16 protein-coding genes are annotated in these 17878 nt (G+C 71.5%); 8 read left to right on the top strand and 8 right to left on the bottom strand.

Translation table 11 applies throughout. The annotated features are described in order from the left end of the window. The first annotated feature begins 1 nt into the window (after window position 1). From ruvB to AB0L06_RS38110, 5 genes are all read left to right on the top strand, one after another. Window positions 2-1051, top strand: a complete 1050-nt coding sequence (ruvB, locus tag AB0L06_RS38090; RefSeq protein WP_500236125.1) for a Holliday junction branch migration DNA helicase RuvB — start codon at window positions 2-4, stop codon at window positions 1049-1051. A 243-nt stretch (window positions 1052-1294) separates the two neighbouring features. Continuing rightward, on the top strand, window positions 1295-1807 hold the full coding sequence (gene yajC / locus AB0L06_RS38095; protein ID WP_500236078.1) for a preprotein translocase subunit YajC: 513 nt from the start codon (window positions 1295-1297) through the stop codon (window positions 1805-1807). 84 nt (window positions 1808-1891) lie between these two features. Then, window positions 1892-3691: a protein translocase subunit SecD gene (secD, locus tag AB0L06_RS38100; protein WP_500236079.1), complete on the top strand. Its 1800-nt coding sequence runs from the start codon at window positions 1892-1894 to the stop codon at window positions 3689-3691. 2 nt (window positions 3692-3693) lie between these two features. After that, entirely contained in the window at window positions 3694-4869 is a 1176-nt protein-coding gene (gene secF, locus AB0L06_RS38105; protein ID WP_500236080.1) for a protein translocase subunit SecF, read from the top strand. A 152-nt stretch (window positions 4870-5021) separates the two neighbouring features. Further along, the gene (locus tag AB0L06_RS38110; RefSeq protein WP_500236081.1) at window positions 5022-5546 is read left to right on the top strand and encodes an adenine phosphoribosyltransferase; all 525 of its coding nucleotides are present in this window, start codon (window positions 5022-5024) and stop codon (window positions 5544-5546) included. A 521-nt stretch (window positions 5547-6067) separates the two neighbouring features. Here AB0L06_RS38110 and AB0L06_RS38115 read toward each other — a convergent pair. Further along, window positions 6068-6373 (bottom strand): hypothetical protein, encoded by a 306-nt coding sequence (locus AB0L06_RS38115; RefSeq protein ID WP_500236082.1) that lies wholly within the window; start codon window positions 6371-6373, stop codon window positions 6068-6070. Here AB0L06_RS38115 and AB0L06_RS38120 point away from each other — a divergent pair. Then, the gene (locus tag AB0L06_RS38120; RefSeq protein ID WP_500236083.1) at window positions 6372-8546 is read left to right on the top strand and encodes a RelA/SpoT family protein; all 2175 of its coding nucleotides are present in this window, start codon (window positions 6372-6374) and stop codon (window positions 8544-8546) included. The genes AB0L06_RS38115 and AB0L06_RS38120 overlap by 2 nt on opposite strands. Before the next feature lie 82 nt (window positions 8547-8628). Here the strand turns inward: AB0L06_RS38120 and aspS are convergent, their stop codons facing one another. From aspS to AB0L06_RS38135, 3 genes are read right to left on the bottom strand one after another with little or no spacing between them, the layout of a single operon-like run. Beyond that, window positions 8629-10404, bottom strand: coding sequence for an aspartate--tRNA ligase (gene aspS, locus AB0L06_RS38125; protein WP_500236084.1), 1776 nt, complete (start codon window positions 10402-10404; stop codon window positions 8629-8631). After that, the gene (gene hisS, locus AB0L06_RS38130) at window positions 10401-11669 is read right to left on the bottom strand and encodes a histidine--tRNA ligase (RefSeq protein ID WP_500236085.1); all 1269 of its coding nucleotides are present in this window, start codon (window positions 11667-11669) and stop codon (window positions 10401-10403) included. The genes aspS and hisS overlap by 4 nt, the downstream gene beginning before the upstream one ends. A gap of 9 nt (window positions 11670-11678) precedes the next feature. Further along, on the bottom strand, window positions 11679-12374 hold the full coding sequence (locus AB0L06_RS38135; RefSeq protein WP_500236086.1) for an MBL fold metallo-hydrolase: 696 nt from the start codon (window positions 12372-12374) through the stop codon (window positions 11679-11681). 304 nt (window positions 12375-12678) lie between these two features. On the opposite strand from AB0L06_RS38135, the gene AB0L06_RS38140 reads away from it, so the two are divergent. Then, the gene (locus AB0L06_RS38140) at window positions 12679-13479 is read left to right on the top strand and encodes a peptidylprolyl isomerase (RefSeq protein WP_500236087.1); all 801 of its coding nucleotides are present in this window, start codon (window positions 12679-12681) and stop codon (window positions 13477-13479) included. Between the two features lie 31 nt (window positions 13480-13510). Continuing rightward, the gene (locus tag AB0L06_RS38145; protein WP_500236088.1) at window positions 13511-14812 is read left to right on the top strand and encodes a DUF349 domain-containing protein; all 1302 of its coding nucleotides are present in this window, start codon (window positions 13511-13513) and stop codon (window positions 14810-14812) included. 87 nt (window positions 14813-14899) lie between these two features. Here the strand turns inward: AB0L06_RS38145 and AB0L06_RS38150 are convergent, their stop codons facing one another. The 4 genes from AB0L06_RS38150 to AB0L06_RS38165 form a co-directional block, all read right to left on the bottom strand. Further along, the gene (locus AB0L06_RS38150; protein WP_500236089.1) at window positions 14900-15595 is read right to left on the bottom strand and encodes a TIGR03086 family metal-binding protein; all 696 of its coding nucleotides are present in this window, start codon (window positions 15593-15595) and stop codon (window positions 14900-14902) included. 125 nt (window positions 15596-15720) lie between these two features. Continuing rightward, window positions 15721-16380 carry a DUF305 domain-containing protein gene (locus tag AB0L06_RS38155; protein WP_500236090.1) on the bottom strand — a complete coding sequence of 220 codons (660 nt, stop codon included), beginning with the start codon at window positions 16378-16380 and terminating at the stop codon, window positions 15721-15723. Further along, a complete protein-coding gene (locus AB0L06_RS38160) occupies window positions 16377-17093 on the bottom strand; it encodes a thioredoxin-like domain-containing protein (protein ID WP_500236091.1) in 717 nt (238 codons plus the stop codon). Before AB0L06_RS38160 ends, AB0L06_RS38155 begins: the two co-directional genes overlap by 4 nt. Before the next feature lie 76 nt (window positions 17094-17169). After that, window positions 17170-17637, bottom strand: coding sequence for a hypothetical protein (locus tag AB0L06_RS38165; RefSeq protein ID WP_500236092.1), 468 nt, complete (start codon window positions 17635-17637; stop codon window positions 17170-17172). Window positions 17638-17878: the final 241 nt, after the last annotated feature.

The raw sequence follows: 17878 nt of genomic DNA on the forward strand, positions 1-17878 counted from the left end.
CCTGGTCGGCGGCGGCGCCGAGGGGCCGGAGGAGCAGGTCATCGAGGCCGCGCTGCGGCCCAAGCGCCTGGACGACTTCGTCGGGCAGGAGCGGGTCCGCGAGCAGCTGTCGCTGGTGCTGCGCAGCGCGCTGCGGCGCGGCCGCACGCCCGACCACGTGCTGCTGTCGGGCGGGCCGGGGCTCGGCAAGACCACCCTCGCCATGATCATCGCCGCCGAGCTGGGGCAGCCGCTGCGGATCACCTCGGGCCCCGCGATCGAGCGGGCCGGGGATCTGGCCGCCGTGCTGTCCACGCTGGCCGAGGGGGAGGTGCTGTTCCTGGACGAGATCCACCGGATGGCCCGTCCCGCCGAGGAGATGCTCTACATGGCGATGGAGGACTTCCGCGTCGACGTGGTCGTCGGCAAGGGCCCGGGCGCGACCGCGATCCCCCTGGACATCGCCCCGTTCACGCTGGTCGGCGCGACGACCCGGGCCGGGATGCTGCCGGGCCCCCTGCGCGACCGGTTCGGTTTCACCGGCCACATGGACTTCTACGTCCCGGCGGAGCTCGAGGTGATCGTCCAGCGGTCGGCGCGGCTGCTGGAGGTCGAGATCAGCGACGAGGGGGCCGCGGAGGTGGCGTCCCGGTCCCGGGGCACGCCGCGTATCGCGAACCGGCTGCTGCGGCGCGTCCGCGACTACGCCGAGGTGCGCGGCGACGGCAAGGTGACGCACGAGGCCGCCCGTGCCGCCCTCACGCTCTACGAGGTGGACGAACGAGGGCTCGACCGCCTCGACCGGGCGGTGCTGGAGTCGCTGCTGCGCAAGTTCGGCGGCGGCCCGGTCGGCCTGTCCACCCTGGCCGTGTCGGTGGGGGAGGAGCCGGAGACCGTCGAGGTGGTCGCCGAGCCGTTCCTCGTCCGGCAGGGGTTCCTGGCCCGCACCCCCCGGGGGCGCATCGCCACGCCAGCGGCCTGGGCGCATCTGGGCCTCACCCCGCCGCCCACCGCGCCGCTGGCGGGTGTGGCCCTGTTCGATCTCGACGAGAGCGCCGATGATCCCGAGTAGCGGGGTCCGCGGGACGCGGGGACCGGTGTGACCGGCGCGCAGATCAGGGCCGCATGATCACGGCGGCGTGATCGGGGCGTAACGGGTTGGGAACTTCCCTGGAGTGCTGCTCGTCACGTCGTTGCCGGGGTCTCGCGTACTCTCTAGACTCCGGGACTTGGTCACACCGTCCACCAGTCGGCGGTCCCGAGATACGGCCTACCGGCCACAGGCTGGGCAAATCAATCGGAAGGACGCCCCGTAATGGGCAGCGACACACACATCCTGGCGGCGAGCTCGGGGGGCAGCGGTGCATTCAACCTGCTGCTCCTGCTGGCCGTGCCGCTGGTCTTCTATTTCCTCCTGATCCGCCCGCAGAGCAGGCGGCGCAAGGAGCAGACGCAGCTGCAGAACAGCATCGCGCCCGGCACCCGGGTGATCACCACCGCGGGCATGCACGCCACGGTGGTCGAGGTGGACGACGACGGCATCGTGCTGGAGATCGCCCCCGGCGTGGAGGCCAAGTTCGTCAAGCAGGCGGTCATGACCGTCCTGAAGGACGAGCCCGCCGACGAGGAGCTCGACGGCGACGAGCAGGACGCCCCGGCCGACGAGACCGACGCCAAGGGCGACACCGAGTCGCAGGCGAAGGCCGACGACGTCGAGGACGACGCCGACAAGGCCGGGAAGACCGCCGTGAAGGCGGGCGTCAAGGCCGACGCGAAGGACGAGGACGAGGCCGCCCACGCGGGCGCGGCCGACAAGCCCTCCGCCTGACCCGAGGCGGCACCGACAAGACGGGAAGTTCGACGACCAGTGGCATCGTCTCGTAGCAATGTCCCCAGGCCGGGGCGCACCCTTGTGGCGCTCTTCGCGGTCATGGCGGCCCTGACCGCCGTGATGTTCATGCAGGGGAAGGGGACCCCCAAGCTGGGTCTCGACCTCGCGGGCGGGACGACCGTCACGCTGACCGCGCACACCGAGAACGGCAAGACCCCGCCGGGCCAGCAGATGGACCAGGCCGTCAAGATCATGACGCAGCGGGTCAACGGGCTCGGCGTGTCGGACGGCGAGGTCGCCAAGCAGGGCGGCAACAACATCGTGGTGAACCTGCCCGGACAGGGGCAGAGCCGCGCCGCGGAGACCATCGGCTCCACCGCCAAGCTCCAGTTCCGGCAGGTGTTCGCCGAGGGCGGCGGGCTGCCGGCGCAGGCTCCGGCGACCACGCCGACGGCGACGTCGACCCCGAAGGCGGGCGGCACGCCGTCCGGCAAGGCGACGCTCCCGGGAGCGGGCAGCCCTTCGGGCAAGCCGTCGGGTTCGGCCAAGCCGACCGACAAGCCGTCCGACTCGTCCACGCCGCGCGGCCGGGCGCTGTCGCAGGCGCTGACGGCCCCGACGCCGTCCGGGTCGCCGAAGACCACGCCGTCCGGTTCGGCCTCGCCGAAGCCGTCGGGATCCCCGTCCGCGCAGACGCAGACGCCGCCGGCCGCCGACGGCAACGACTTCGCCGGGGTGGACGACAAGGCCGCCATCGCCCAGTTCCAGCAGACCGTCTGCAAGCCCGACGGCGGCCCGACCGTCCCGGGTTCGAACGACGTGAACCGCAAGTGGGTCGTGGCGTGTGACGACAAGGCCGAGAAGGGCAACGTCACCAAGTACCTGCTCGGCCCGGTGCGGGTGCTCGGCGAGGACGTCAAGTCCGCCACCGCGATGCCGCCGGACACCTCGCAGGGCCAGTCGAGCTGGTCGGTGAACCTGACCTTCACCGGCAAGGGCGGCAACCAGTTCTCCCAGACCACCAGCGAGGCGTCCAAGGCCTACCAGGCCAACCCGTCGTCCCCGCAGTCGCAGGTCGCGATCGTGCTGGACGGCCAGGTCGTGTCGGCCCCGTCCATCAACCAGGGTCCGATCAGCGGCGGCAGCGCCCGTATCGACGGCCCGGCGGAGAGCTTCACCCAGACCTACGCCGAGGACCTGTCCAACAAGCTCAAGTACGGCGCCCTCCCGCTCGAGTTCAAGATGAGCGCGATCGACGAGGTGTCGTCCACGCTGGGCGCCGACCAGCTGCGCGGCGGCCTGATCGCCGGCGGCATCGGCCTGGCGCTGGTCCTGCTGTACTGCATGCTCTACTACCGGGGCCTCGGTCTGGTCGCGGTCGGCTCGCTGGTCGTCGCGTCCTGGATGACCTACGTGGCCGTGGTGATCCTCGGCGAGAACATCGGCTGGCGGCTCAGCCTGCCGCACATCATCGGCCTGATCGTGTCGATCGGCATCACCGCGGACTCGTTCATCGTCTACTTCGAACGGATCCGTGACGAACTGCGCGCCGGACGGGCACTCCGGCCTTCGGTCGAGGTCGCCTGGAAGCGCGCGCGGCGTACCATCCTGGTGGCGGACGCGGTGACCTTCCTCGCTGCGGTCGTGCTGTACTTCCTCGCCGTCGGCGGCGTCGCGGGCTTCGCGTTCGCGATGGGCCTGACCACGTTGATCGACGTCGTGGTGGTGTTCTTCTTCACGAAGCCGCTGATGTCGATGCTGAGCCGGACCAACTTCTTCGGCAGGGGCCACAAGCTGTCGGGGCTGGACGCCAAGCGGCTGCGCCGCACGGCCGAGGCCCGCACGAACGGCGTCTCCCGCCCGACGAGCCAGGAGGCCTGATCATGGGACTGCGTGCGGTCATCTCCCGGATCTACCGGGGTGAGATCAGCGCCGACATCGTGGGCCGGCCGAAGGTCTGGTACTCGATCTCCGGCCTGCTGATCGTGTTCTCCCTCGTCGGCCTGCTCGTCCAGGGCCTGACCTTCGGTGTGGAGTTCAAGGGCGGTTCGGTCTTCACCATCGCCAAGGCGCAGCACCACTCGATCGAGGAGGTGCGCGGCGCGGTCACCGCGGCCGGTGTGCACCAGACGACGGTGCAGAAGGCGGGCGGCAACTGGCGCGTCACCACCGAGAGCCTGGACCCCAAGCAGGTCAACGAGGTCAAGGCGGACGTCGCCAAGAAGCTGAACGTCTCCGAGAACGACGTCAGCAGTCAGATCGTCGGCGCGTCCTGGGGCGGTGAGATCACCAAGAAGGCGTGGCAGGCGCTCGTCGTCTTCATGATCCTGATCATCGCCTACCTGTCGGTCGCGTTCGAGTGGCGGATGGCGGTCGCCGCGATGGTGGCGCTGGTGCACGACCTGATCATCACGGCCGGCGTCTACGCCTGGTCGGGATTCGAGGTCACGCCCGCGACCGTCCTGGGCTTCCTGACGATCCTCGGATACTCGCTGTACGACGCGGTCGTGGTGTTCGACATGATCAAGGAGGTCACACGGCCTCTGAACGCCAAGTCGAAGATCACCTACAGCGAGGCGGCGAACCAGGCGCTCTCCAGCACCCTGGTCCGTTCGCTGAACACCTCGCTGGTGGCGATCCTGCCGGTCGCGGCGATCCTGTTCATCGGCACCACGCTGTTCGGCGCGGGCACGCTGAAGGACCTGTCGCTCGCCCTGTTCGTCGGCATGATCGTCGGCACCTACTCCTCGATCTGCGTGGCGACGCCGCTGCTGGTCCAGCTGAAGGAGCGCGAGCCGAGGTTCAAGGAGCTGCGGGCGAACATCGCCAAGCGCGAGCAGAGCCCGAAGCAGAAGGCGAAGGTCGCCAGGGCGACGGCCGGCGGCGGTTCGGACGACGACGACACTCCGCCGTCCGACGACGTTCCGTCGGACGACACGTCGGACGACGGCGCCGCCGCGGGCGAGGTGCCCGCGGGCGTCACGCTGCGGAAGGTGATGCAGCAGGGGCCGCGTCAGCAGCCCAAGCGCGGCACCCGGCAACAGCGCCGCGGCAAGTAGGCTGCTGGGACGACCTGCTCGAACGAGCATGACGGCCGTGTCCGTCCCCCCGGTTCACCGGGGTGGGCGGGCACGGCCGTCGCACTGTGCCGGGCGGCCGCCCGCCGGCCACCCGGCCCCGTGAATAACGCAAGAAACGCAAGAGGAGACCCGTGGACCTCGACAGGCTGATCCAGGACCGTATTCGCGACGTGAGCGACTACCCGAAGCCGGGCGTGCTGTTCAAGGACATCACCCCGCTGCTGGCCGACCACGTGGCGTTCGCCGGCGTGGTCGACACGGTGGTCAACCACTACGGCCGCGGAACCGTCGACAAGATCGTCGGGATCGAGGCGCGCGGGTTCATCCTGGCCGCCCCCGTCGCCTACCACATGGGTGCGGGCTTCGTCCCGGTGCGCAAGAAGGGCAAGCTGCCCGCGGCGACCTACGAGCAGAGCTACGAGCTCGAGTACGGCACCGAGACGATCGAGATGCACACCGACGCGTTCGCGCCGGGCGACCGCGTCCTGATCGTGGACGACGTGCTCGCGACCGGCGGCACCGCGCGCGCGGCGGCCGAGCTGGTCCGGCGCGGCGGCGGCGAGGTGGTCGGACTGTCGGTGCTGATGGAGCTGTCCTTCCTCAGCGGCCGGGACAAGCTGGACGGCCTGGACGTCCACGCCCTGGTGACCGTCTGACCCCGGACCCTCCCAGAACCCTCCCGGATCCTCCGGGAGGTTCCTGGAACCTTCCCGGAACGTGCGGAATGTCCCGTCTCGCAAGAATGTTCTACTGATCACGCACCCGAGATCGCGGATTGGGCCGGGTGCGAAAAGGGGGCCGGATACACTGGCCGAATCAGGGGACCGGCGGGGACGGGCGCTCCCGCCCGGCGACCAGGCGAGATCGCGCCCGCACGGCTTCAAGGAGGCTGGGTGCCCGGTGAGGTGGTATCAACCGACGCGGTGATCGGAACGCGGGCGGACGCCGTGCGTCCGGCCGCTCCGAGCGGGGCCGCGGTGCGTGCTCCGGCCGCGCCCCCGAGCGCGTCCGCGCGGACCGGTGGTCCCGTGCCCGCCGACCCCCTCCCGGCAGCCCCCGCGTCCGCGGCCTCCGCGCCCGACGAGCCCATGCTTGACGCCAAGGCGAACACCGATGTGAACCCCGCAGGTTCCGATGGGAAGCCGGCAGGCGCCGACGTGAAACCCGCGGGCAAGGGTCAGGCGTCCGCGAAGAGCGCGTCCGAGGGCCCGGCGAAACCCGGCACATCAGGAGACTCGGTGACACCCGGCGCGTCCGGGGACACTGCGAAACCCACCTCGTCCCAAGGCCCGGCGAAGCCCGCCGGGTCCACTCCCGCGCAGCGGAGCCCGGCCGGAGGCGCGACGGCGCCCGGCGGGGCACCGGCCCCGGGCACCCCGTCCGAGCCCGCCCCCGCGGGTTCCGGTGCGGCCCCGATCCCACCGTCAGCGGCCAGGGTGCGGCGCAGGCTCGCCCGGCTCGGATCCCAACGCGGTCCCGCCATGAATCCGGTACTCGAACCACTCATCAAAACCGTCCGCAACACCCATCCGAAGGCGGATCTCCGGCAGATCGAGCGCGCCTACGACGTGGCCGCGCACTACCACCGGAACCAGAAGCGCAAGAGCGGCGACCCGTACATCACGCACCCGCTCGCCGTCTCGACCATCCTCGCCGAGCTCGGCATGAACACCGAGACGCTGTGCGCGGCCCTGCTGCACGACACCGTCGAGGACACCGAGTACACCCTCGAGGAGCTGCGCGCCGACTTCGGCGACGAGATCGCCGCCCTGGTGGACGGCGTGACCAAGCTCGACAAGGTCAAGTACGGCGACGCTGCCGAGGCCGAGACCGTCCGCAAGATGGTCGTCGCGATGTCCCGGGACATCCGGGTCCTGGTGATCAAGCTCGCCGACCGGCTGCACAACATGCGCACGCTGCGCTACATGCCCCGGCACAAGCAGGAGAAGAAGGCCCGCGAGACGCTCGAGGTCTTCGCCCCGCTGGCGCACCGGCTGGGCATGAACACGCTGAAGTGGGAGCTGGAGGACCTGTCCTTCGCCACGCTCTACCCCAAGCGGTTCGACGAGATCGCCCGCCTGGTCTCCGAGCGGGCCCCGCGGCGCGACGTGTTCCTGCAGGAGGTCATCGAGGCGGTCTCCGCCGACCTGCGCGAGGCCAAGATCAAGGCGACCGTGGTCGGGCGGCCCAAGCACTACTACTCGATCTACCAGAAGATGATCGCCCGGGACGTGGACTTCGACAAGATCTACGACCTGGTCGGCATCCGGATCCTGGTGGACACCGTCCGCGACTGCTACGCGGCGCTCGGCACCATCCACGCGCGGTGGAACCCGGTCCCCGGCCGGTTCAAGGACTACATCGCGATGCCGAAGTTCAACATGTACCAGTCGCTGCACACCAGCGTGATCGGGCCCGAGGGCAAGCCGGTCGAGCTGCAGATCCGCACCTGGGGCATGCACCGCCGCGCCGAGTACGGCGTCGCCGCGCACTGGAAGTACAAGGAGGAGACGGTCGGCGGCCGCAAGGCGGCCGACATGCAGTGGCTCCGGCAGCTGCTCGACTGGCAGAAGGAGACGGCCGACCCGGCCGAGTTCCTGGAGTCGCTGCGCTTCGACCTGTCGGTCTCGGAGGTGTTCGTCTTCACCCCGAAGGGCGACGTGATCGCGCTGCCGCAGGGCGCGACGCCGGTCGACTTCGCCTTCGCCGTCCACACCGAGGTCGGGCACCGCACGATCGGCGCCCGGGTGAACGGCCGGCTGGTGCCGCTGGAGTCCGCCCTCGACAACGGCGACACCGTCGAGATCTTCACCAGCAAGGCCCCGGACGCCGGGCCGTCCCGGGACTGGCTGAACTTCGTCAAGTCGCCGCGCGCCCGCAACAAGATCAAGCACTGGTTCTCCAAGGAGCGCCGGGACACCGCGATCGAGTCCGGCAAGGACTCCATCGCCCGCGCGATGCGCAAGCAGAACATGCCGCTCCAGCGCATGATGTCGGGGGAGGCGCTGCTCGTCCTCGCTCGCGAACTGCGCTATCCGGACATCTCGTCGCTGTACGCGGCGGTCGGCGAGGGGCACATCTCGGCGCAGAGCGTCGTCCAGAAGCTCGTCGAGGCGCTCGGCGGCGTCGAGTCCGCCGACGAGGACATGGCGGAGATCGCCCTCCCGACGCGCCGCAAGCGCACCCGGCCCGCCGGGGACCCGGGCGTCGTGGTCGCGGGCGACCCGGACGTGTGGGTGCGGCTGTCCCGCTGCTGCACCCCGGTCCCGGGCGACGACATCGTCGGGTTCGTGACCCGCGGGCACGGCGTGTCGGTGCACCGCGCCGACTGCGCGAACGTCACGCAGCTCAAGGAGCAGCCGGACCGGCTGATCGACGTCCGCTGGTCGCCCGGCGAGGACTCGGTGTTCCTCGTCGCGATCCAGGTCGAGGCGCTCGACCGTCCGCGCCTGCTGTCGGACGTCACGCGCGTGCTGTCCGACCAGCACGTGAACATCCTGTCGGCGTCGGTCACCACCACGCGCGACCGGGTCGCCGTCAGCCGGTTCACCTTCGAGATGGGCGACCCGAAGCACCTCGGGCACGTCCTGAAGGCCGTCCGGTCCATCGACGGCGTGTACGACGTCTACCGGGTCACCAGCGGCACCAACCGCTGACCCACGCCGACGACGAAGGGGCCGGTCCGAGATTCGGACCGGCCCCTTCCTCATGCTCTGGGCCTTCTCACGCCCCCGGGCGTCACGCCTTGGCGCTCTCCTCGGCGTTCTCGTCCTCGTCCTCGGGGACGAAGTCGATCCCGGCCTCGGCGCGCTGCTCCGGCGTGATCTGCGTCGGCGCGGCCGTCAGCGGGTCGTAGCCGGACGCGGCCTTCGGGAAGGCGATGACGTCGCGGATGGACGACTCGCCCGCAAGCAGCATGGCCATGCGGTCCCAGCCGAACGCGATCCCGCCGTGCGGCGGCGGGCCGAACTTGAACGCCTCCAGCAGGAAGCCGAACTTCGACTCGGCCTCCTCCTTGGACAGGCCGAGGACGTCGAACACCTTCTGCTGCATCTCGGCCTGGTGGATACGGATCGAGCCGCCGCCGATCTCGTTGCCGTTGCAGACGATGTCGTAGGCGTTCGCGAGCACCGCGCCCGGGTCCGTCTGCACCAGGCCGGCGTGCTCGGGCTTCGGCGCGGTGAACGGGTGGTGCACCGACGTCCAGCCGATGTGCTCGCCCTTGTCGTCCTCGACGGACTCGAACACCGGGGCGTCCACGACCCAGCAGAACGCCCAGGCGTCCTCGTCGATCAGGCTCTTGCGGCGGCCGACCTCCAGGCGCGCCGCGCCGAGCAGCTCGCGGGTGGCGTGCGGCTTGCCGGCGCCGAAGAAGATCGCGTCGCCGGGCTCGGCGCCGACCTTGGCGGCCAGGCCCGACTTCTCCTCGTCCGACAGGTTCTTGGCGACCGGGCCGCCGAGCGTGCCGTCCTCCTGGACGAGCACGTAGGCGAGGCCGCGCGCGCCGCGCTGCTTCGCCCAGTCCTGCCAGCCGTCCAGCTCCTTGCGGGTCTGGGCCGCGCCGCCGGGCATGACGACCGCGCCCACGTAGGGGGCCTGGAACACCCGGAAGGTGGTGTTCGCGAAGTACTCGGTCATCTCGGTCAGCTCGAGGCCGAACCGCAGGTCGGGCTTGTCCGAGCCGTAGCGGGCCATGGCGTCGGCGTAGGTGATGTGGGGGATCTCGCCGATCTCGTGCCCGGCGATGTCGAGCCAGAGCCGCCGGACGAGGTCCTCGGCGACGGTCAGCACGTCGGACTGCTCGACGAACGACATCTCGATGTCGATCTGGGTGAACTCCGGCTGCCGGTCGGCGCGGAAGTCCTCGTCCCGGTAGCAGCGGGCGATCTGGAAGTACCGCTCCAGGCCGCCGACCATGAGCAGCTGCTTGAACAGCTGCGGCGACTGCGGCAGCGCGTACCAGTGGCCCGGACGCAGCCGCACCGGCACCAGGAAGTCGCGCGCGCCCTCGGGCGTGGACCGGGTCAGCGTCGGGGTCTCGACGTTCACGAAGCCGTGCTCGCGCATGACGTCGTTGATGATGTACGAGCCCTGCGAGCGGACCCGGATGTCGCGGGAGACGCTGTCGCGGCGCAGGTCGAGGTACCGGTACTTGAGCCGGATCTCCTCGTTGACGTTGACGTCGCCCTCGATCGGGAACGGCAGCGGCGCGGACTCGCTCAGCACCTCGATCTCGGTCGCGGCGACCTCGATCTCACCGGTGGGCAGCTCGGGGTTCTCGTTGCCCGCGGGGCGGACCCGGACCTCGCCGGTGATCTTGACGCAGAACTCCGACCGCAGGTCGTGCGCGGTGTCCTCCTCGCGGAAGACGACCTGGGCGGTGCCCGAGGCGTCCCGCAGGTCGATGAAGGTGACACCACCGTGGTCGCGGCGCCGCGCCACCCAGCCGGCCAGCGTCACCTGCTGCCCGGCGTGCTCCCTGCGGAGCGTCCCCGCCTCGTGCGAGCGGATCATCGTGAAAGCCTTTCCTTCAACGTCGAAGTGGTGTCGGTGAGCGGGACGGGAGTCTGCTCCCCGGAGGTCAGGTCCTTGAGCTGGACGATCCCCTCGGCGATGTCCCGCTCGCCGAGGATCAGCGCGTACCGCGCCCCGGACCGGTCCGCGTCCTTCATCGCGCCCTTGAGCCTCTTGCCCCCGAACGCCATGTCGGCCGCGATCCCGGCCTCGCGCAGCCCCGCGACCAGGTCGAACACGCGCCGCTCGGCCGCCTCGCCCAGTGCCACCCCGAACACCTCGCAGCGCGGCTTGGCCGTGAACTCGGCGCCCTCGGCCTCGAGGGCGAGGATCGTCCGGTCCAGGCCGAGGCCGAAGCCGATGCCGGGCAGCTCGGGGCCGCCGATGTCCTCCGACAGGCCGTCGTACCGTCCGCCGCCGCCGATGCCGGACTGGGCGCCGAGCAGGGGGTGGTCGAACTCGAAGGTGGTGCGGGTGTAGTAGTCCAGCCCGCGGACCAGGGTCGGGGTGTCCTCGAAGGCGATGCCGAGGCCGGTGAGCAGCTCGCGGACGCGGTCGTGGTACGCCTTGCAGTCGCCGCACAGGTGGTCGGCCATGAGCGGGGCGTCCTTGAGCTGCTCGCGGACGGCCGGGCGCTTGTCGTCCAGCACGCGCAGCGGATTGATCTCGATGCGCTCGCGGGTCGCCTCGTCCAGGTCCAGGCCGCGCAGGAACTCCTGCAGCAGGCTCCGGTAGGCCGGACGGCACTGCTTGCAGCCGAGCGAGTTCAGCAGCAGCCGCACCTGGGTGAGGCCCAGCGAGCGGTACCAGCCCGCCGCGATCGCGATCACCTCGGCGTCGACGGCCGGGTCCTCGCTGCCGATCGCCTCCAGGTCGAGCTGGTAGAACTGCCGGTAGCGGCCCTGCTGGGGCCGCTCAGCGCGGAACGCGGGGCCGCTGGTCCACACCTTGACCGGCAGCGCGCCCTGCTTGTGCAGGCCGTGCTCCAGGACGGCGCGGAGCACCCCGGCGGTGAACTCCGGACGCAGCGTCAGCGACCGGTTGCCCCGGTCGGTGAAGGTGTACATCTCCTTGGAGACGACGTCGGTGGACTCGCCGACACCGCGCTTGAACAGGTTGGTGTCCTCGAACACCGCCAGTTCCAGATAGCCGTATCCGGCCAGCCGGGCGCGCTCGGCGAACGCCTCGCGCACGGCGTAGAAGAGGTCCGCTCGGGGCGGCACGTACTCACTGATGCCCTTGGGGGCCTGGAAGCTCGAACTCATGTCTGTGGGTCAGAATCCCTTGTGCGGGCCGTCGGCGGGCTTCAGATCCGCCAAGAAGGGGTTGGTCGCGCGCTCACGGCCGATGGTCGTCTGGGGTCCGTGGCCGGGCAGGACGGCCGTCTCGTCGGGCATGCTCAGGCACACCCGGGAGAGGCTGTCCATGATCTCCTCGTAGGAGCCGCCCGGCAGGTCGGTGCGTCCGATCGAACCGGCGAACAGCAGGTCCCCCGTGAACATCACGTCGGGGATCTCCTGCGTGGCCGGGGTCCGGAAGGTCACCGACCCGCCGGTATGGCCCGGCGCGTGGTCGACGGTGATCTCCAGCCCGGCCAGCTCCAGGGTCGCGCCGTCCGACAGCTCGCGGACGTCGTCCGGCTCGGAGAGCGTCAGGCCGCCCAGGAACTGCTGCGCGGCGGCGAGGGACAGGCCCTTGCCGGGGTCGGTCAGCAGGTCCCGGTCGTCCGGATGGACGAACGCGGGGACGTCCTTGGCGCCGCAGACCGGCGCCACCGACCAGACGTGGTCGATGTGGCCGTGCGTGAGGAGCACCGCGACCGGCTTCAGCCGGTGCTCGCGCAGGATCTCGTCGATCCCGGCGGCGGCGTCCTGGCCGGGATCGATGATCACGCACTCCTCGCCCGCGGCGGGCGCCACGACGTAGCAGTTCGCGGCGAACGATCCGGCGGGGAACCCGGCGACGAGCACGGCCGTCCTTCCTGTGAATTCGCTGAGTGTGCGGTGGACGCGGGGCGCCCGCGCGCCGTCCGCTTCCGGACGGCGCGGCGGTCCGGCGATCTGGCCGGAACCGGCCCGTCACCGCCGCACACGCGGTCCTACGAGGGTACCGGCGCGGCCGGTCCCCCCGCGAACGAGATCCCGGGATCGCCGTGTCGGCGGGTCCAGGGGTCCGCCCGGCGCGGCCTGCCGGGGCCAACGACCGTCCCGGTACCGCTACTATGCGCTGCACGTTCACCTGATCACATGATGATCGACACGAGGGGCAGGGCACGTGGCGGCGAAGGACCGCAAGAAGCAGCTCGCGCGTCAGCGCTACGAGCGCCAGCAGGCACGCCGGGAGGCCGAGCAGGCCCGCGCCCGCAACCTGCGGATCGTCGGCGCGGCCGTCGCGGCCGTCGTCGTGATCGGCGGCGGCTCGGCCGCCGCGTTCGCCCTGAACAAGGACGACAAGAAGAAGGGCGACGCCAAGACCTCGGCCCAGGCCGACCAGTCCAAGGCCAAGCCCGGCGAGTGCGCCTACAACGGCTCGCAGGACCAGGGCGGCCTGAAGGACGGCTCGAAGCCGCCGGCCAAGCCCGCCTACGCCGGCGCGGTGTCCGCGAAGATCAAGACCTCGCAGGGCGACATCGGCCTGACGCTGGACGGGGCCAAGGCGCCCTGCGCGACCAACTCCTTCGCGTTCCTGGCGAGCAAGAAGTTCTGGGACGGCAGCCACTGCCACCGGCTGTCCACGGGAACCGGCCTGCAGATGCTGCAGTGCGGCGACCCGACCGGCACCGGCTCGGGCGGCCCGGGCTACAAGTTCGCCAACGAGAACACCGAGGGCGCCAAGTACACCGCCGGTACCCTCGCCATGGCGAACGCGGGCCCGGACACCAACGGCAGCCAGTTCTTCCTCGTGTACGGGGACTCGCAGCTCTCGCCCGACTACACGGTGTTCGGCAAGATCACCTCGGGTATGGACGTGCTGTCGAAGGTCGCCAAGGCCGGCATCGCCAAGGCGGGAGGCGACGGCACGGGCGAGCCCAAGAAGAAGGTCACGATCGAGGACGTCGCGATCGCCGGGAAATAGGGGATCGGGATACTAAGGTGTGGAGGGTCCGATGAGTGTGGACACGACCGCGCATTCCGGCGCGCACACGATCGGACCCGCGATTCAGGAGGCAAGGGTGTCCAGCGCGACCGATCCCTGGGGCCGGGTGGACGAGGACGGCACGGTCTACGTGCGTACCGCTGACGGCGAACGCGTCGTCGGGTCCTGGCAGGCCGGGGCCCCGGATGAGGCCCTCGGCTACTACCGGCGCAAGTACGACGCTCTCGTCACCGAGATCGGCCTCCTGGAGCAGCGGGTCCGGACCACCGACCTGCAGCCCCAGCAGGCGCAGCAGAGCATCGCCAAGCTGCGCGAGCAGGTCACCGAGGCGCACGCCGTCGGCGACCTGGACGCTCTGGCGCGCAGGCTCGACGGCCTGGACGGGCTGGTCGGCAAGCGCCGCGAGGAGGTCAAGGCCCAGCGCGAGCACGCGCGGTCCGAGGCCCGCGAGGTCAAGGAGCGCATCGTCGCCGAGGCCGAGCGGATCGCGGCCGAGGAGACGCACTGGAAGAACGGCGGCGAGCGGCTTCGCCAGCTGGTCGAGGAGTGGAAGGGCGCCGAGCGCGTCGACCGTCCCACCGAGACCTCGCTGTGGAAGCGGCTGTCGACCGCCCGCAACGCCTTCACCAAGCGTCGCAAGGCGTACTTCGCCACGCTGGACGACCAGCGCGATGGCGCCCGGCGCGAGAAGGAGCGGCTGGTCGCCGAGGCCGAGGCCCTGTCCGGCTCGACCGACTGGGGCGACACGGCCGCCGCCTACCGCGACCTGATGCGCCGCTGGAAGCTCGCCGGACGCGCCTCCCGGGAGGTCGAGGACGAGCTGTGGGGCCGCTTCAAGGGCGCGCAGGACGTCTTCTTCCAGGCACGCAGCGCGGTGTTCGCCGAGCGCGACGCCGAGTTCCAGGGGAACGCCGAGGAGAAGGAGCGCATCCTCGTCGACGCGGAGAAGCTGCTCCCGGTCTCCGACGTGCGGGCGGCCCGGCAGGCGCTGCGCGGCATCCAGGAGCGCTGGGAGGCCGCCGGCATGGTCCCGCGCGAGATGCGGGACCGGCTCGAGGGCCGGCTCCGGAAGGTCGAGGAGACCGTCCGGACGGCCGAGGAGTCGGAGTGGCGGCGCACCAACCCCGAGGCGCGCGCCCGCGCCGAGGCGACCGTGAACCAGCTTCGGTCCTCGATCGAGCAGCTGGAGAAGCGCATGGAGAAGGCCCGCGCGTCGGGCCGCGACAAGGACGTCCGGGACGCCGAGGAGTCCCTGGAGGCCCGCCGCGCCTGGCTCTCGGAGGCCGAGCGCACCCTCGCCGAGTTCTCCTGATCCGACGTCGCAGGAGCTGAGCCCGGTGGCCCTCGGGGGCCGCCGGGCTCACTCATGTCCGGGGTTCGCCCGCGTTCGCCGCGGCGGTCAGGTTCCGGCCCGGTGCCCGGCCGGGGCGCGGCCTAGGAAGGACAGCAGCCGGGTCTGCTCGTCGGCCCCGGGCGGGGCGGTGAGCGGCGCGCCCAGATGGCCTTCGGCGCGCATCGGCGCGGCGATCACCCGCGCGGTGGCGAAGGCGTGGTGCACCAGGTCCGGGTCCAGCCGGAACGGCCGTCCGGTGGCGACCGCGAGGTCCCAGGCGTGGACGAGCGGCTCCAGGATGTACCCGGCGAGGAAGTCGCCGAGCGGCACCTCGCCGAGCCCGCCCAGCGGGACGGGCCGGGCGAGCGCCTCGTCCGACAGCGCCGTCGTGCACTCCTTGCGGGCGCCGCGCCAGGCGAGCAGGACGTCGCCCGGGCAGAACCGTTCGGGATCGGTGTTGACGTCGGCCCGCGGCGTGCCGGTGGCGAGGGCCCTGATCATGTACTGGCCGCCGGTCACGTGCCCGGCGACCTGGCGGGCCGTCCAGCCGGCGCACGGGGTGGGCGCGTCCCAGCCGTCCGGCGGGACCGCGGCGACGACGCCCTCGAACAGGTCCAGGGCCCGCTCGTAGCCGCTGAGGAGCTCGTCGCCGCGGGGGAGTCCGCGGGCGCCGGGGAGCTCGGGACCGCTGGGGAGGGCGCCTGCGCCGCTCCGTCCGGCCTGTCCGCCGCCTGTGCTTCCGCTCGCTCCGCTGGACGTCATGCCGCCCAGTCACCCGCGATCGGCGGGCGCTGTCAAGCGGTCCGCCGGGGCCGGTCCGCGTGGACCGGCCCCGGCCCGTCAGGCCGCCGCCGGACGGCCCCGCACGCCGTGGATCACGCCGTGGATCACACTGGGGGAGCGCCGCGCTCGGTGAGCATCCCCTCCATCAGGGTGATCTCCGCCTGCTGCCCTTCGACCATCGTCCGGGCGAGCCGGGTGACCTGGGCGTTCCCGGTCCGGCCGAGGACGGCCTCGGCCATCGCGACGCCGGCCCGGTGGTGGGCGATCATCAGCCGCAGGTACAGCGTCTCGGCCTGCCGCCCGGGTGCCTTCCCCAGCTCGGCGAGCTGCGCGGGCGTGGCCATGCCGGGCATGGAGCCGCCCGCCGGGAGGGACGTCCCGCCGTGCCCGCCGTGGCCCATCCAGCGCATCGGCCCGGCCGGATCGGTCTTCGGCAGGCCCCAGCCGTCCAGCCAGGCCGTCATCATGCCGATCTGGGCCCGCTGGGTGTTGATGATGTCGTAGGCGAGCAGCCGGACGGGCTTGTCCTGCGTCCGGTCGCGCACGATGAACGACATCTCGACGGCCTGCGCGTGGTGGACGCTCATGTCCCGCGCGAACCCGGCTTCCGGGCCTTCGGAGGCGGGCTTGTCCGACCGCTGCGTCCAGACGGTCAGGGCGGCGGCGACCACCAGGACGGCCACCACGAGGACGATGATCGTCCGCCGTCCGCGCGGAGGCCCGGGGACGGCGGCCGCGGGTTCGGCCTCGGACACGGCGGTCACGCGGTGGCCTTGCCGCCGGAGCAGGCCGCGCCCGGCTCCTGCGTCTGCGGGCCCTGCACGAACGCGCGCAGGAACTCGTCCACCCGCTCGTCGTTGGCGCTCTGGACCTTGAGCTGCTTGCCCCACGCGCTCAGGACGACCGGGGCGTCCAGACCCGGGTAGGGGCTGAGCAGGGTGTAGGCGGTCGCGCCGACCTTCGCCGACAGCTTGACCACCTGGTCCTGCGGCAGGTCGGGCCGGTAGGTGATCCACACCGCGCCGTGCTCGAGCGAGTGGACGGCGTTCTCGTTGCGGAGCGCGCTGGTGTAGACCCCGCAGTTCTGCCAGAGCGGGTCGTGCGCCCCGCCGATCGGCGGGTTCGTGTCGTACTTGACCGGGGTCTTCACGTGGTCGCGGTTCTTCTCCTCCTTGCTGACCAGGCCCTCGATCTTGGCTCCCGCGGCGGACGAGCGGTTCTGGTTGAACGCGAAGCCGATCGCGACGGCCACGACCAGCCCGATCACGGTGAAGAAGGCGATCGTGCCCCACGGCGTCTGCCGCTCCGTCAGGGCGTTCTTGCGCGGCGCGGACTTCCCGGCGGCAGACTTTCCGGCGGAGGGCTTCCCGGCGGGGGACTTCCCGGTGGAGGGCTTGCCGGTCGCGGACTTCCCGGCGGCGGGCTTGCCCTTGTTCGGGGTGTTCTTGGGCGCGTTCGAGCGCGCGTTCTTGGACATGGCTGTAGAGGTCCTCTCGGATGGCCGTGCTCAGGGATGTCGAGGCGAGGCCGCGGGGGGCGCGGCCAAGGGGCCTCTACAGCCGGAGGACCTGCAGGGAGGCCAGGGAGAGGGGCGCGGGGGACGGACGGGCCGGGTCGGCCGACCGCCAGCCTGTGCGGGCCGGGAGCAGCAGCCGCCACCGTCCCGCACGCGTCGCCAGCGCGAGCAGCATGATGCCCAGCAGGACGGCCAGGCACAGGCAGGTGTCGACGGGGCTGTGCGGCGTCCGGTCGTGCGAGGAGAACTCCGAGAACGGCGGCCCGCCTGCGGTCAGGGCGGGCCGGTGGTGGGCACCGTCGGAGCCCGGGACGAGCCAGGTGACGTGGTCGTGCGGGTGACAGAGGTCCGGCGGCGGGGCGTGCTCGAGCCCGTAGCTGAACATGAGCCCGGCGACGGCGAAGAGCACCACGAGCAGCCCCGCCAGCCCGTGGCGTCGCTGTGGTGTGCCCTCGAGGCTCCTGGACGCGCGCTGCCGCGCGGCCCGGACCGCCGTTCCGGTCACCTGGTTCGGTTCACCTCCGGGACGGACCAACGCCGCTCACGATCCACGCGTTCCCGATCAACCAGACTTGTCACCGAACCGAGATAGTGTCGGAAGGTGACGAGCAGCCTGGGAGCAGGGGAGCCGGAGGGCCTCTTCGACGACCCGACCGCCGCCGAGCCGGAGCCTCAGCGGGGGCCTGAACCCCTGCCGGGGAACGGCGCGAACCCGGTGGCCGTCGGCGCCCACCAACCGCTCGCGG

It is taken from the genome of Spirillospora sp. NPDC052269, from assembly GCF_040679435.1.
Lineage (GTDB): Bacteria > Actinomycetota > Actinomycetes > Streptosporangiales > Streptosporangiaceae > Spirillospora.

Coding starts and splice junctions, on each gene's coding strand:
- yajC (WP_500236078.1), top strand. CDS start 1,295: ATGGGCAGCGACACACACATCCTGGCGGCGAGCTCGGGGGGCAGCGGT.
- secF (WP_500236080.1), top strand. CDS start 3,694: ATGGGACTGCGTGCGGTCATCTCCCGGATCTACCGGGGTGAGATCAGC.
- AB0L06_RS38120 (WP_500236083.1), top strand. CDS start 6,372: ATGAATCCGGTACTCGAACCACTCATCAAAACCGTCCGCAACACCCAT.
- AB0L06_RS38115 (WP_500236082.1), bottom strand. CDS start 6,373: ATGGCGGGACCGCGTTGGGATCCGAGCCGGGCGAGCCTGCGCCGCACC.
- aspS (WP_500236084.1), bottom strand. CDS start 10,404: ATGATCCGCTCGCACGAGGCGGGGACGCTCCGCAGGGAGCACGCCGGG.
- hisS (WP_500236085.1), bottom strand. CDS start 11,669: ATGAGTTCGAGCTTCCAGGCCCCCAAGGGCATCAGTGAGTACGTGCCG.
- AB0L06_RS38145 (WP_500236088.1), top strand. CDS start 13,511: ATGAGTGTGGACACGACCGCGCATTCCGGCGCGCACACGATCGGACCC.
- AB0L06_RS38150 (WP_500236089.1), bottom strand. CDS start 15,595: ATGACGTCCAGCGGAGCGAGCGGAAGCACAGGCGGCGGACAGGCCGGA.
- AB0L06_RS38160 (WP_500236091.1), bottom strand. CDS start 17,093: ATGTCCAAGAACGCGCGCTCGAACGCGCCCAAGAACACCCCGAACAAG.